The 13978-nt window shown below is 73.2% G+C and carries 13 protein-coding genes and 2 tRNA genes; 4 read left to right on the plus strand and 11 right to left on the minus strand.

What is annotated here, in order from left to right; all coding sequences use genetic code 11:
• Positions 1 to 22: 22 nt before the first annotated feature.
• The 3 genes from thrS to BA175_RS22365 form a co-directional block, all read right to left on the minus strand.
• Positions 23 to 2008, minus strand: coding sequence for a threonine--tRNA ligase (thrS, locus tag BA175_RS22355; protein WP_069173288.1), 1986 nt, complete (start codon positions 2006 to 2008; stop codon positions 23 to 25).
• Between the two features lie 483 nt (positions 2009 to 2491).
• A tRNA-Val gene (locus BA175_RS22360) sits at positions 2492 to 2563 on the minus strand.
• Between the two features lie 39 nt (positions 2564 to 2602).
• Positions 2603 to 3049, minus strand: a complete 447-nt coding sequence (locus BA175_RS22365; protein ID WP_069173289.1) for an SRPBCC family protein — start codon at positions 3047 to 3049, stop codon at positions 2603 to 2605.
• Between the two features lie 90 nt (positions 3050 to 3139).
• On the opposite strand from BA175_RS22365, the gene BA175_RS22370 reads away from it, so the two are divergent.
• A complete protein-coding gene (locus BA175_RS22370) occupies positions 3140 to 5581 on the plus strand; it encodes an SCO7613 C-terminal domain-containing membrane protein (RefSeq protein ID WP_175420899.1) in 2442 nt (813 codons plus the stop codon).
• A gap of 242 nt (positions 5582 to 5823) precedes the next feature.
• On the opposite strand, the gene BA175_RS22375 is transcribed toward BA175_RS22370, so the two are convergent.
• A tRNA-Val gene (locus tag BA175_RS22375) sits at positions 5824 to 5895 on the minus strand.
• 54 nt (positions 5896 to 5949) lie between these two features.
• Complete coding sequence (locus BA175_RS22380) at positions 5950 to 6405, minus strand: TIGR02611 family protein (RefSeq protein ID WP_069173291.1); 456 nt, start codon at positions 6403 to 6405, stop codon at positions 5950 to 5952.
• A gap of 190 nt (positions 6406 to 6595) precedes the next feature.
• Between BA175_RS22380 and BA175_RS22385 the strand changes: the two genes are divergently transcribed.
• Both BA175_RS22385 and BA175_RS22390 read left to right on the plus strand, forming a co-directional pair.
• Positions 6596 to 7009 carry an SsgA family sporulation/cell division regulator gene (locus tag BA175_RS22385; protein WP_003959770.1) on the plus strand — a complete coding sequence of 138 codons (414 nt, stop codon included), beginning with the start codon at positions 6596 to 6598 and terminating at the stop codon, positions 7007 to 7009.
• 657 nt (positions 7010 to 7666) lie between these two features.
• On the plus strand, positions 7667 to 8224 hold the full coding sequence (locus BA175_RS22390; RefSeq protein ID WP_069173292.1) for a CGNR zinc finger domain-containing protein: 558 nt from the start codon (positions 7667 to 7669) through the stop codon (positions 8222 to 8224).
• A 45-nt stretch (positions 8225 to 8269) separates the two neighbouring features.
• Here BA175_RS22390 and BA175_RS31250 read toward each other — a convergent pair whose 3' ends face one another.
• From BA175_RS31250 to BA175_RS22400, 3 genes are all read right to left on the minus strand, one after another.
• The gene (locus BA175_RS31250) at positions 8270 to 8425 is read right to left on the minus strand and encodes a hypothetical protein (protein WP_175420900.1); all 156 of its coding nucleotides are present in this window, start codon (positions 8423 to 8425) and stop codon (positions 8270 to 8272) included.
• 155 nt (positions 8426 to 8580) lie between these two features.
• Positions 8581 to 9600, minus strand: coding sequence for a LacI family DNA-binding transcriptional regulator (locus BA175_RS22395; RefSeq protein WP_069173293.1), 1020 nt, complete (start codon positions 9598 to 9600; stop codon positions 8581 to 8583).
• A 311-nt stretch (positions 9601 to 9911) separates the two neighbouring features.
• Positions 9912 to 10379, minus strand: a complete 468-nt coding sequence (locus tag BA175_RS22400; protein ID WP_069173294.1) for a hypothetical protein — start codon at positions 10377 to 10379, stop codon at positions 9912 to 9914.
• Positions 10380 to 10533: 154 nt separating this feature from the next.
• Between BA175_RS22400 and BA175_RS22405 the strand changes: the two genes are divergently transcribed.
• Positions 10534 to 11049, plus strand: coding sequence for a DsbA family protein (locus tag BA175_RS22405; RefSeq protein WP_069173295.1), 516 nt, complete (start codon positions 10534 to 10536; stop codon positions 11047 to 11049).
• A gap of 31 nt (positions 11050 to 11080) precedes the next feature.
• On the opposite strand, the gene BA175_RS22410 is transcribed toward BA175_RS22405, so the two are convergent.
• Genes BA175_RS22410 through BA175_RS22420 form a run of 3 tightly spaced genes read right to left on the minus strand, consistent with a single transcriptional unit; the run spans position 11081 to position 13843 of the window.
• Positions 11081 to 11917: a GNAT family N-acetyltransferase gene (locus BA175_RS22410; protein WP_069173296.1), complete on the minus strand. Its 837-nt coding sequence runs from the start codon at positions 11915 to 11917 to the stop codon at positions 11081 to 11083.
• Between the two features lie 55 nt (positions 11918 to 11972).
• Complete coding sequence (locus BA175_RS22415) at positions 11973 to 12794, minus strand: aminotransferase class IV (protein WP_069173297.1); 822 nt, start codon at positions 12792 to 12794, stop codon at positions 11973 to 11975.
• Entirely contained in the window at positions 12791 to 13843 is a 1053-nt protein-coding gene (locus BA175_RS22420; protein ID WP_069173298.1) for a chorismate-binding protein, read from the minus strand. The genes BA175_RS22415 and BA175_RS22420 overlap by 4 nt, the downstream gene beginning before the upstream one ends.
• Positions 13844 to 13978 lie beyond the last annotated feature (135 nt).

The following is a 13978-nucleotide window of genomic DNA, read 5'->3' on the forward strand; positions in this document are numbered from 1 at the left end:
CACCGGCCTCATGGCGCGGGCATCACACCTGTACGCGGCGCTCCACCACGTCGACGAGCTTGGCGATCGCCTCGTCACGGGCGATGCCGTTCTCCTGCGAACCGTCGCGGTGGCGGAAGGAGACCGTACCCGCCTTCATGTCGTCGTCACCGACGATGATCATGAACGGGACCTTGGCCTTCTGGTGGTTGCGGATCTTCTTCTGCATCCGGTCCGAGGAGGCGTCCACCTCGACCCGCAGCCCCTTCCTGCGCGCCTCGGCGGCGAACTCCTGCAGGTACGGGATGTGCGTGTCGCCGATCGGGATGCCCACCGCCTGGACCGGGGCCAGCCAGACCGGGAACGCGCCCGCGTAGTGCTCCAGCAGCACCGCGAAGAAGCGCTCGATGGAGCCGAACAGCGCGCGGTGGATCATGACCGGGCGCTGCTTGGTGCCGTCCGGGCCGGTGTACTCCAGGTCGAAGCGCTCGGGGAGGTTGAAGTCGAGCTGCACGGTCGACATCTGCCAGGTACGGCCGATGGCGTCCTTGCACTGCACCGAGATCTTCGGGCCGTAGAAGGCGGCGCCGCCCGGGTCCGGGACCAGCGGCAGGCCCTGCTTCTCGGCGACCTGGCGCAGCGTCTCGGTGGCCTCTTCCCAGGCCTCGTCCGAGCCGACGAACTTCTCCGGGTCCTTGGTGGACAGCTCCAGGTAGAAGTCGGTCAGACCGTAGTCACGGAGCAGGTTCAGGACGAAGGTGAGCGTCCTGTCGAGCTCCTCGGCCATCTGCTCACGGGTGCAGTAGATGTGCGCGTCGTCCTGCGTGAAGCCGCGCGAGCGGGTCAGGCCGTGGACGACACCCGACTTCTCGTACCGGTACACCGTGCCGAACTCGAAGAGGCGGAGCGGCAGTTCGCGGTAGGAGCGGCCGCGCGCGTCGAAGATCAGGTTGTGCATCGGGCAGTTCATCGGCTTGAGGTAGTAGTCCACCCCGTCGTCGAGCTGCATGGGCGGGTACATGCCGTCGGCGTACCAGTCCAGGTGGCCGGACTTCTCGAAGAGCTTGCCCTTGGTGGCGTGCGGGCTGTAGACGAACTCGTAGCCCTCCTCCTCGTGGCGGCGCCGCGAGTAGTCCTCCATGGCCCGGCGGATGACGCCGCCCTTGGGGTGGAACACGGCGAGACCGGGGCCGATCTCGTCGGGGAAGGAGAAGAGGTCCAGCTCGTTGCCGAGCTTGCGGTGGTCGCGCTTGGCGGCCTCCTCCAGGAACTCCAGGTGCGCCTTCAGCTCGTCCTTGGTGGGCCAGGCGGTGCCGTAGATGCGCTGGAGCATCGGGTTCTTCTCGCTGCCCCGCCAGTACGCCGCGGCGTTCCGCATCAGCTTGAACGCCGGGATGAACCGGGTGGTGGGCAGGTGCGGACCCCGGCAGAGGTCCTTCCAGCAGAGCTCGCCGGTCTTCGGGTCGAGGTTGTCGTAGATGGTCAGCTCGCCGCCGCCCACCTCGACGTCCGCGCCGTCGCCCGCGCTTTCGACGGAGTCGGAGCCCTTGATGCCGATGAGTTCCAGCTTGTACGGCTCGTCGGCGAGCTCCTCGCGGGCCGCCTCGTCGGTCACGACGCGGCGGGAGAACCTCTGGCCCCGCTTCTGGATCTCCTGCATCTTCTTCTCGATGGCCTTGAGATCTTCGGGCGTGAACGGCTTATCGACGTCGAAGTCGTAGTAGAAGCCGTCCTTGACCGGCGGGCCGATGCCGAGCTTGGCCTCGGGGTGCAGCTCCTGCACGGCCTGCGCCATCACGTGTGCGGTGGAGTGCCGCAGGATGTTCAGGCCGTCCTCGGAGGAGATCTCGACGGGCTCGACGACCTCGCCGTCCCCGAGCTCGTACGCGAGGTCGCGGAGCTCGCCGTCCACCCGGGCTGCGACGACGGTGCGCTGCCCGGGGAAGAGCTCGGCGGCCGTCGTGCCCGTCGTCACCACGTGCTCTTCCCGCTCGGAATCGCGTTGGATGATCACACGGACGTCTGACACCGGTCTCTCCTGACTGAGGGGGCGCGCCGCTTCGTCTCGCGTACGCAAGGCGAATCGTACCGAGCCGGGGCCGCCGGACGCCAAAAGGATTCCGGTCCCGGCCCCTCGCCTCCCGTGCAGGCCCCTCCACGGGTCGGGGTCCTCCCGGAGCGGCTTCGTCAGCCGGCCCTCCCCTCAGCCCCGTCCACCCGGGCGGGCGCGCGGCGGTGAGCCGCTCCGGCTCTCCGGCCCGCCCTCCCCCGCGGCGACGGCCGGCCGGGCCGAGGACCCGCAGCACGGGGGCGACGCCGCTGGATCGGCCCTCGGCCCGGCCGGCGCGGCGGGTCTGCGGATGCGCGGGGCCCGCCGGGGCGGCTCCGCCCGCGGGCTCGCCCGTCGACCGGTGCGTCGGAGTCTCTCCCGCGGGGTGTCCGGGGTGCGCGAAGGGCCCGGGCACGCAGAAGCCGGTCCGTCGGTGGTGCTGACGGACCGGCCCTGCCCGGGTGGGCGATACTGGTTTCGAACCAGTGACCTCTTCGGTGTGAACGAAGCGCTCTCCCACTGAGCTAATCGCCCGGGAACGGGTTGAACCATACAGTGCGTGGCGGCCCGGGTTCAAACCGCTTCGAGCCATGCCCGCAGTCCGCGGCATCCGGCACGCATCATCAGGGTGTGGTTGGCGCGGAAGAGGAGGCGCCCGGGCACGGCGAGCCGGCGCAGCAGCGCCTTGCGGACGTCGACCTCCTGCTCGTAGGTGACCCGGCTGCCGCCCTCCTGCGGGGCGACGGTCCAGCGGGCCCAGCCGTCCAGGTCGCCGTTCATCGTGGCTTCGAGGGTCCGCGACGCGGGGTCGCGGTGGTGCTGGCGGAGCGTCAGGACGAGGTCGTAGGGGAGCGAGGAGCGGAAGCGCGCCGTGGCGGCGCAGTCGTCGATCCGGCTGATCTCGCGGACCTGCGGCCACCAGCGGGGGTAGTCCTCGGCGCGTTCGAGGGCGGCGTACACGGTGTCGGGCGGGGCGGGGAGTTCCCAGACGCTCGTGAAGCGGTAGTGATTCCAGTCCATGGTCCCAGTCTGGCGCGCGGGCGTACTCAGCGACGGAAGTGAGTACCCGAGCGCATGTACGAGCACGTGAGCGGCGCCACACTCCCGTACATGGAACATCTGCCGCCGCCCGCCGAGGAATTGGCGCTCCTCGATCGCGAACTCGTCCGGTTGGACGCCCGCCGTCTGCAGTTGCTGAACCGTCGCGCCTGGCTGCTGAGTGTGCTGCGGGCACCGGCCGGGGCTCCTGCCTCCGCCGTGCCTCCCCCTCCCTCCGCCGCCGGGCCGCGCCCCTGGGGCCCCGCCACGCCCGCCCGGCCCGCCGACGCCTCGCGGGGGACGCGGAACGTGCTGCTGGGCCTCGGCGGTCTGCTGCTGACCGTCGCCGCGATCGCGTTCACCCTTTTCAGCTGGGGCGAGATGGGCATCGCCGGCCGTTCCCTCGTGCTGGCAGCGGTGACTGCGGGTGCGCTCGTGGCGCCCGTCCTGCTGCTGCGACGCGGGCTGGCCGCGACCGCCGAGTCGCTGGCCGCGGTCGCGGTGGTGCTGACGGTGCTGGACGCGTACGCCCTGCACGCGGTGGCGGCGCCGGGCACGGACGGGCTCCGGTTCTCGGCGGTCGCCTCCGCGGTACTGGCCTCGGCGTGGACGGCGTACGGGCTGGGAGTGGGGCGGCTGCGGCTCCCCCTGCCCACGGCGGTGGTGGCGGGACAGTTGCCGCTCGTCCTGTGGGCCTGGGCGGCGGACGCGTCCGCCTCGGTGTTCGGCTGGGCGCTCCTGGTGACGGCCGCCGCGGATGTGGCGGTGGCCGTGCGAGGACGGGGACTCGCGGTACGGGTCACGGCGTGCGCCGGGGCGTCGGCGACCGGGCTGGCCGCCCTGGGCGTGGGGCTGGGTCAGTCCCTGGCGGCGGCCGGTCCGCCGGCGGCCGTCGGTCCGGGCGTCCTGCTGCTGGCGGGCGCTGCAGTGGCGCTGGTCGGTGCGTGGCACGCCCCGAAGGAGACCGCCGCGGCCGCGAGCGCGGTGGCCGGTCTGGCCGCGGTGGCCGCGGTGGGCGGTGTGGCGCGCGCGGGGCTGCCGTGGGGCTGGTCGGTCGTGGGGTATCTGCTGTGCGGTGCGGCGCTGACCGCGGTGGCGGGGCTCCGGGTCCCGGAGCCGGTCGGCCGCGGTGTGCTGGGCGCGTCGGCCGCCGTCGTGGCGGGCGCGCTGCTGTGGGCGCTGCCCGTGGTGGCCGCCGTGCTGCTGGGGCCGCTGTCCCTGGTGACGGAGGTCTGGGCGGGGGCACCGGAAGGGTTCCGCGACGCTCTCGGGGTGCCGGTGCCGGGTGCGGGATCCGCCGCGCCGCCGGTGGTGCTGGGGGTGGTGGCCGCCCTGCTCACGGCGCTGTACGCCGGGCGGCTGCGGGTCGGTACGTCGCCGCTCGCGCCCGGATCCGCGTGGCGGGAGGCGGCGGGGGCCGGTGCGCTCGGTCTGTCCTGGGCGGCGGTCCTCGCGCTGCTCGCCGTGGCCGACGTGCCGTACGCGCTCGCGGTAGCGGGCGAACTGTCGCTGGTGGCGGGGCTGCTGCTGGTCTCCCTGCGGCGTGGTCCCGGCGGCGTCGGGACGGCCGGGCCGGCGTACGCCCTGGCCGGGTCGGTGAGCGCCGGGGTACTGGCGCTGGCCACCGAGCCCGCCACGCTCGCGGTGTCCGGGGCGCTGGTGATGCTGTTCGCCGGTGCGGCCGCCCGGTCGCGGGTGCCGGTGGTGCGGGCGGTCCTGGCGTGCGGCTCGGTGCTGTGGGCCGTGGCCGCGGCGACGGCCGCCGGGGCGGCCGTCGGCCTGGACCCGGCCGGTACGGCGCCGCTGGTGCTGGTCGTGCCCGCGGTGACGACGGTGCTCGGCGCGCGGCTGCGGGCGGACGCCGTGGCGATGCCGGTGGAGGCCGCGGGAATGTGCGGCGCGGTGGTGGCGGTGGGGCTGGCGGCGTCCGACGCCCCGTACCTCTCGCTGGTGCTCGGGCTGTGCGGGGTGCTGGCCACGGGCAGCGCGCTGCGCCCGGAACGGCGGCGGACGGCGGGGGCCGCGGCGGCGGCACTGTTCGTGGCGGCGGCGTGGGTGCGCCTGGGGGCTTCCGGGGTGACGGCCCCGGAGGCGTACACCCTGCCGGTGTCGGTGGCCGCGTTCGGCGTCGGGGCCCTGCGGCGCCGGGACGCGGAGGCGTCCTCCTGGGTGGCGTACGGGCCGGCCCTCTCGGTCACGATGGTGCCGAGTCTCGTCGCGGCGTGGGGTGACGCCCACTGGCTGCGGCCCTTGCTGCTGGGGGCCGCAGCGCTGGCGGTGACGCTGGCCGGCGCCCGGTTCCGCCTGCGGGCGCCGCTGGTGCTGGGCGCCTCGGTGCTGGCCCTGGACGGGCTGCACGAACTGGCGCCGCACGTGGTCCAGGTCTTCGACGCACTCCCCCGCTGGGCGCCTCCCGCCGTCGCCGGACTGGTACTGCTCGCGGTCGGGGCGACGTACGAACAGCGGCTGCGTGACGCGCGCCGGCTGAAGGACGCCGTGGGCCGGATGCGGTGACCTCCCCCGGGCCCGGCCCACGGCGTCCTGCCGGGGTCGGGCGGGCAGGCGGGCCCCGATACGACCGCGAGGGGGGCGCCGGTGGGGCCGAGCACGCCGACGGCGCGGACGCACGTCCGGTCCGCCGGGCAGCCCACCCGGCGAACCGGACGAGGTCCGGGACGTCGAACGGCGGGAACGTGAACACGGGGGAACACCGATGGCCGGAAGCTTCGGCGAAGCTTCCGGCCATCGGTACGGGGTGGGCGATACTGGGTTCGAACCAGTGACCTCTTCGGTGTGAACGAAGCGCTCTCCCACTGAGCTAATCGCCCCGGCGCACCGCACACATTACCCCATGTCAGCGGCGCTCCCGGACCATCTTCGGGTCACTGGTCGATCTCCCACGGCATCGTGATCCCGAACTTCCAGACATAGATCCCGACGAGCACGGCGATGATCACCAGCCCGAGGGTCGTGAGGATGATGTTGCGCCGCCGGACCTTGGGGTCGAGGGCCCGCTGGGCGGCCTCGGTGACCTTGCGCCTGGTCCACCGCAGGACGAGCTGCGCCCAGACGAACTCGGTCGCCCAGATCGCCATGCCGCCGAAGATCACCAGCCAGCCGGGGCCGGGCAGCGGCAGCATCACGATGCCCGCCCCGACCACGGCGAGACCCACGACGAAGATACCGACCTGCCAGCTCAGGTGGAGCACCTTCGACGTCCGGATGAATGCGGGCGCGCGCGATCCCAGCTCGCGTTCCGCCTGCCGCCCGTCCCCCGTGGCGGACGCCGGGGCCACCGGTGCGGCGACCTCGCTCCGCTCGTCACTCTCCGCGTTCATGGAGGACAACCTACCGGAAGCGCGTTCGTCACCGGAATGGACGCATGACCCAAAGTTACACACCGCTGTACGAGCTACCTGAAGCACCACAAATGGGGCAGAGGGGTTTACAACGCCACCGTAGGTGGCATGTCGATTTCGCCGACGTGCGAATCCCCGAGCGCACACTGAGCGAAAGGCCCTGGCGCTTATGAACACCACGGTCAGCTGCGAGCTGCACCTGCGCCTCGTTGTGTCGAGCGAGTCCTCACTGCCTGTACCCGCGGGCCTGCGGTATGACACGGCCGATCCCTATGCCGTGCACGCCACCTTCCACACCGGAGCGGAGGAAACGGTCGAGTGGGTTTTCGCCCGTGACCTCCTTGCCGAGGGGCTGCACCGGCCCACCGGCACCGGAGACGTCCGCGTCTGGCCATCCCGTAGTCACGGCCAAGGCGTCGTCTGCATCGCCCTGAGCTCCCCGGAGGGAGAAGCCCTGCTGGAGGCCCCGGCCAGGGCCCTGGAGTCGTTCCTCAAGCGGACCGACGCCGCGGTCCCGCCCGGCACCGAGCATCGCCACTTCGACCTCGATACGGAGCTCTCACACATCCTGGCCGAGAGCTGAGCCAGGCCGAGAGCTGCGGGACGCCGTCCGACTCGGGGAGACGGCGTCGCGCGGACAACCTCATACGGCGGACACCGACGCCGTCGCCGCGGAACCCACCGCGGCGACGGCGCCGTCGCGTGCCGTTCACCGGACGCACGGGGGGGTGGCAGCGGGGACGGTCGGCTCCCGGGACCCGGCCGGGCCCGGAAGGGGTGGATCCCGCCGCGGCGTGCGGCGTCCCGGGGGAAGGCTGCGCGGTCGCATCCACCGGGGGGCCTCGTACGGACCGCTCACCGCCCGCGCCCGGACACCCCGCACGCCTCGGACCCCGTCGTGAAGGGCTCCTTCCCTGCCGGCCCCTGCCCCGGAACCGCCGCCCCCGACCGGACCGGCGCGAGCGGCACGGAGCCCACCGGACGGCCACCCGGCGCGTCACCGGCGGCCACCGGTCCGCGGCCTTCCGCCTCCGCCCGGCCGGCGGCTCCGTCCGCTCCCCCCGCCGGAACGGGGCCGCATCCGCCGGGCGGGCGTCAGCGGCTCCTCCGCGCACCCGGGCGGCGGGAGGGTGCCCGCCCCGCCCCGTACGCCCCCACCGGGCCCTGAGTGGCCTCGCGGAGCCAGTAGAGTCAGCCCGCATCGGCGGGCGCCCGTCCGCCGGAGGCCAGGGAGCGAAGCGTGCTGATCCCACACGACACCCGGATCGCCCTCGACGCGGTGGTCGATCTGGTGAACACCGCGCCGGAGACGGAGCCGGCCGACGGACTCGCCGACGTCGCCGCGCTCCACGACTTCGCTGAGCGCCACCGCATCAGCGGCGTCGGCACTCTCGGCGAGAAGGACCTCGGCGCCGTCCGGGAGGTGCGGAACCGCTTCGCGGACATATTCGCGGCGCCCGACGCCCGCACCGCCGCCGAACTCGTCAACGCCCTGGTGGCCGCCGCGGGCACCACCCCGCAGCTCACGAACCACGACGACTACGACTGGCACGTGCACTACTTCGCGCCGGGTGCCTCCCTGGCCGATCACCTCGCGGCCGACTGCGGCATGGCCCTGGCGTTCTTCGTCGTAGCGGGCGAGCGGGAGAGGCTGCGACGGTGCGAGGCACCGGACTGCCGGCGCGCCTTCGTAGACCTGTCGCGCAACCGCTCCCGCCGCTACTGCTCCAGCCGCACCTGCGGCAACCGGCTGCACGTAGCCGCGTACCGGGCCCGCCGCCGGGAAGCCACCGGCTGACGGCCGGCGGCCCGGGGAGACGGCCCGCGCCGGGCCGGGGACCGCTCACAGGAGGAAGAGATCATGCAGTGCGGCCATCAGCAGCAGGCCGCCGATCACCGTCAGGAAGATCATCAGGGGCGGCTGCGACAGGGCGAAGAGGCAGCCGCGCGGCTCTTCGGCAGGGGGTGCGGGGGACTCGCCCCGGGATGTGTCCACCATCTCGTAGTGATCATGACGCACCGGGAGCAGTGCGGGTGATCAATACGCCTTCCGGAGCGGTGAGTTCACCCACTCCAGGTCGCGAACAATCGCTCCGGCGTCCGAACCCCCGGGACCCGTTCGAGCGCACGCCCCTGCGGCCCGGCCGGAGCGGCTCAGCGAGGGGCGGCGCTGGAGGCGCGTACGACCAGTTCCGGCTGGAGAACCACACTGCGGTGCTGGTGCCCGCCGTTCTCGTCGTCCGCCTCCTCGAGGAGGAGTTCGGCCGCCATCCTGCCCATCACCACGGCGGGCTGCCGGACCGAGGTGAGCGGCACGGCCGCCGCCGCGGCGAACTCGATGTCGTCGTACCCGACGATGGCCACGTCCTGAGGCACCCGGACCCCGGCGGCGTACAGCGCCTGCAGGACGCCGAGGGCCAGCAGGTCGTTGGCGCAGAAGACGGCGGTCGGCCGGGGCACCAGGCCGAGCAGGCGGGCCCCGGCATCACGGCCCGCCGCCACGTCCAGGCGGTCCGAGGGGATCTCGACCAGCGCCTCCGGCCCGAGCCCGGCCTCGGCCAGGGCAGCCAGGGCTCCCTCGCGGCGGTCCCTGATCTGATGCAGGTCGCCGGGCCCGCTCACGTAGGCGACCGAGGTGCGGCCGGCGGACACGAGGTGCCCGACGGCCAGCATGCCGCCGCGTACGTCGTCCACGGAGACCGCGCAGTTCTCGGTGGAGGCCGCGACCCGGTCCACCAGCACGTAGGGGATGCGGTGGCGGGCGAACGCCTCCAGGTTCTTCCCGGTGGCGTCCGCGGGGGTGACCAGCACCCCGCAGACCCGCTGCTCGGCGAAGAGCCCGAGGTATTCGGACTCCTCCTCCTGACTCTGGCCGCTGTTGCAGACCATGACGCCGAGTCCGGCGTCCCGGGCCGCGCGCTCGGCACCGCGGGCGATGTCCACGAAGAAGGGGTTGCCCATGTCCAGGACGAGCAGCGCCATGATGCGGCTGCGGCCGGCCCTGAGCTGCCTGGCCGACTCGCTCCGTACGTAACCCAGCTCGTCGATCGCCGCCAGCACCCGGGCGCGCGTGTCGGGCAGCACCGCCTCGGGGCGGTTGATCACGTTCGAGACCGTGCCCACCGAGACACCCGCCTGCCGGGCCACGTCCTTGATCCCTGCCACACGCGCCACTTGCCCTGCCCCACTGATGCACTCGGCCGCCGCGCCCCGGCGCGACGTCTCACTGTCGTACGGACGGACGTCCCGGCACGGCCCGCCCTCGCGTCGTCCGGGGCCGCACCACCGGAATGAATTGTTTCAATACGCTCGGGACGCTAAACCCGCCCTCGGCGTACAGTCAAGCTCGTGGCGCCGTGCGGCGAAATATACCCAGTCCCGGCGGAGGGTGCCGCGCCAGGGCCTGGCGATGCGCCATGAATCGATTCATGGACGCTGCGCCACGCGGCGGGAGGCTTGACCGTCCCGCCGGGCGGCGCGCTCCGTCAGATGCCGTGCTTCTTCAGGATCGCCTCGATGTCGCTGAAATCGTCCCCGGCCCCCGCGGACCGCTGCGACTTCTTCCCGCTGCCGTCCCGCGAGGCCGCCGGGGGAACCGCACCGGCACCGGGCCCGATCGAGGGCGCCGACGCACCGGGCGCCACCGCCTCACCCCGCGACGCGGCCCGTGCGGCCCTGCGCTCCTTGCGGGTGCCACCGCCCCGGCGCTCCACGGCACGCGTGGTCATGAAGAGCAGCCAGGCGACGCCCAGCAGCCCGAAGCCGATCCAGATGCTCGGCTTGAAGGCGATGCCGGACACCCACTCCACGAGGCCCGTGAGCACCAGGCCCACCGGCACCAGTGAGTAGGCGGCGATCCGGGTGGCCGCGAGGTACCGCTTGCGGTAGGCGGTGACCGCGGCGATGCCCAGTCCCGCCGCCGACACCGCGGAACAGATGGTCTCGGCAAGCATCGCGGCCTCCAGCGATCGGGAAACGTCCCTTCCATCCTGCACCGGCCACCCGCGGCGGGGCCACGTCTCCGAGCCACATCAGGGACATTTCAGGGCCGCGATCCTCCCCAGGTCCCGTTTGGGAGGCGCGGCTCCGGCCTGGAAGACTGATTCCATGAGCGATTCCACCCTCGCGGCGCCGGTCGTCCTCGACCTCTGGTGCGAGCTCGAGTGCCCCGACTGCCATCAGGCCCTCTCCGACGTCCACGCCCTGCGCGCCCGGTACGGCGACCGGCTCGACGTACGGCTGCGCCACTTCCCCCTGGATAAACACAAGCACGCCTACGCCGCGGCCCAGGCGGCCGAGGAGGCCGCCGACCAGGGCAAGGCGTGGGAGTACGTCGAGGCCGTTCTGGGGCGGGCGGCCGACCTCTCCCGCACCGGTGAGCCGCTGCTGCTCGAGGTGGCGCGGGAACTGGGCCTGGACGCCGAGGAGTTCGACACCGCCCTGATCGACGGCCGGCATCTGCTGATCGTCGACGCGGACCAGGCGGAAGGCAAGGCGATCGGCGTCACCGGCACTCCGACGTATGTGATCGGCGACGAGCGGCTGGACGGCGGGAAGAGCCAGGAGGGGCTGCGCGCGAGGATCGAGGAGATCGCCGACCGCCTGCTCGCGGAACAGGGCTGACGCCGCCCGGCGCGACCGGGGCGCCGGGCGCCTACAGGGCCTTGGCCAGGTTGTACTGGGTCACCTCGTAGCCCAGCGACTCGTAGAGCCGCAGGGCGGGCGTGTTGGACGCGAAGACGTGCAGGCCCAGCCGGGCCGGTCCGGCTTCGAGGGTGAGTTGCTCCGCGAGGCGCATCAGCGCCCGCCCGTAGCCGTGGCCCCGGTGCTCCTCGGCCACCTCGACGTCGAAGACGTAGCCGATCTCGTCGCCCTCGGGCGTGGGGAGCCGGGCCAGCCAGAGGTGCCCGAGTGTCTCCTCGCCGCGGACGAGGACGTGGAAGCGCATGCCCGGCGTCGACAGTCCGTCCGGGAGTTTCGTGGCGTGGTCGGTCTCGGACTTGTGCCGGGCCTGCTCCTCGGGGACGCCCCGCTCGATCCAGCTCCGCGCGTACGCCTCGGCGCTGGTGCTCGCCCACACCGCGAACTCCGCCTCGGTCATCGGGCGGCCGTTCAGCCCCTCGGGCAGCGCCGGGGCGGGCCGCGCCAGGGTCTTCAGCATGTTCCGGCTGCGCTCGGTGTAGCCGAGTGCGGCGCCGAGGCCCCCGGCGGCCCGGGCGTCCGCCGGCACCACCGCGCGGACCTGGGTGCAGCCCCATCCGCGCAGCACCTCCTCCGCGGCGAGGACGGCGATGGTGCCGCGCCCGCGCCGGCGCCGCGGTTCGTCGATGCGGAGGTCCCGCAGGATGCCGGCGCTCGGACCGAACGCCGGGTCGGTGCTGATGCCGAGGGACCCGACGGGACGTCCGTTGTCGCAGACGTCGTACGTGCGGGACCGGGCACCGTCGGCGCCGTGCTGGATCGGCCCGGTGGGCCGCAGGGTCGTTGTCATCACGGGATTTCTATCCGCTGGGCGGCCGTCCGTCACCCGCTTTTCCGGATCCGGTTCACGGGTCGAGGTCGTCACCCGCGCGCTCGTCGAAGAGCCGCACGGCCTTGGCCGTCACCGGCCCGGGGGCGCCCGGCAGTTCCCGTCCGTCGATCCGGTGGACGGCCTGGATGTCGCGGAGGGTCGACGTCAGGAAGATCTCCTCCGCGTGTTCCAGCACGTCCATCGGGAGGTCGGTCTCCTGGGCGCCCGTCCACTCCACGGCCAGGGCCCGGGTGATTCCCGCGAGGCAGCCGGAGGTGACGGGAGGGGTGTGGATCCGGCCGTCGAGGACGACGAAGACGTTGGAGCCCGTGCCCTCGCAGAGCCTGCCGACCGTGTTGGGGAACAGCGCCTCGGACGCGCCCCGCTCGTGGGCGCGCGCCAGGGCGACCACGTTCTCGGCGTACGAGGTGGTCTTGAGCCCGGACAGCGCGCCCCGTTCGTTGCGCGTCCAGGGCACGGTGATCACCGCCGTGCTGTCGGGGCGCCGGTCGGCCTCGCCCAGGGCGACCACCAGGCTGGGCCCGTCGTCGCCGCGGTCGGAGCCGAGCGGGGAGAGGCCGCCGGTGTACGTGATCCGGAGCCGGCCGAGCGCCATCGGGTTGGCGTCGATCACCGCCGCGCAGGCGCCGCGCACCTCGTCGAGGTCGGGGTCGGGCAGGCCGAGCCCCCTGGCCGAGCGGGTCAGCCGGTCGAGGTGCCGGGTGAGCGCGAAGGGGCGCCCCTCGGCGACCCTGACCGTCTCGAAGATGCCGTCCCCCACGGTCAGCCCGTGGTCCAGGACGGACACCCGTGCGTCGTCGGCGTCCCGCAGTTCCCCGTTGACCCAGATCCTCATGGCGCGGTCCCTCCTGTCTCCTCGTGGACGCCCGACGCTACCGCGAGCAGCCGCGACGCCTTCAGCTCGGTCTCCGCCCATTCACGGCGCGGGTCGGACCCCCAGGTGATTCCCGCTCCCGTACCGAAGCGCAGCAGGGGCGCCGGGCCGGTGCGGTCGATCCAGAAGGTCCGTATCCCCACGGCGAGTCCGGCGGTGACCCGGTCGGCGTCCACCCATCCGACCGCGCCGCAGTAGGGGCCCCGGGGCGACGTCTCCAGGGCTTCGATGATGCGCAGCGCGCTGGACTTGGGTGCGCCGGTGACGGATCCGGGTGGGAACGCCGCGGTGAGCAGTTCGGGCCAGCCGGCGCCGTCGGCGAGCCGCCCGCGCACGGTGGAGACGAGGTGGACGAGGCCGGGGTGCTTCTCGACCACGCAGAGGTCGGGCACGCCCACGCTGCCGGTCGCGCAGACCCGTCCCAGGTCGTTGCGGACCAGGTCCACGATCATGACGTTCTCCGCGTGGTCCTTCTCCAGGAGGTCGTCCTCGGTGCGGCCGGTGCCCTTGATCGGTCCCGACTCCACGGTCCGGCCGTCGCGCTTCAGGAAGAGCTCGGGGGAGGCGGTGGCGATCTCCACCCCGTGCGAGGGCAGACGGATCGTGCCCGCGTACGGCGCCGGGTTGCCCCGGGCGAGCAGCGCGGTGAGGGCGTCGACGTCGGCGGCGGGGTCGGGCAGGGGCGCGGACAGCACCCGGCAGAGGTTCGCCTGGTAGACCTCGCCCGCCGCGATGTGTTCACGGATCCGTCGTACGCCGGCCAGGTAGGCGTCCTCGTCCAGTGACGAGGTCCAGTCCCGCGGCGCGGGTCCGCGCCAGGCCCCGGGCCCGGGGAAGGGCACCTGCTCCGTACGTACGGTGGCGAAGCGGGCGCAGACCAGGCGGCCTTCGAAGTCGGCGCACACGGCCCAGAAACCGGACGATTCGAGAGCCGCGGGATCGCTGGTCACGTCCTGCAGACCGGAGGCGACGAGGCCGCCGAAGCGGGCCATGGGGGCGAGGTCGTACACGCCGACGAGTGTAGGGCGGTCCGTGCTGACCTGCGGCGGGGCGGAGGCAGCGCAGCACGCTGCGCAAACGCGTTTTTGTACTGGCCCGGGAATCCGCTAGAGTTCAACACGTCGCCGGGACGCGCAAGCGGGCCG

This window comes from Streptomyces griseus (assembly GCF_001715295.1).
Taxonomy (GTDB): Bacteria; Actinomycetota; Actinomycetes; order Streptomycetales; family Streptomycetaceae; genus Streptomyces; species Streptomyces griseus_G.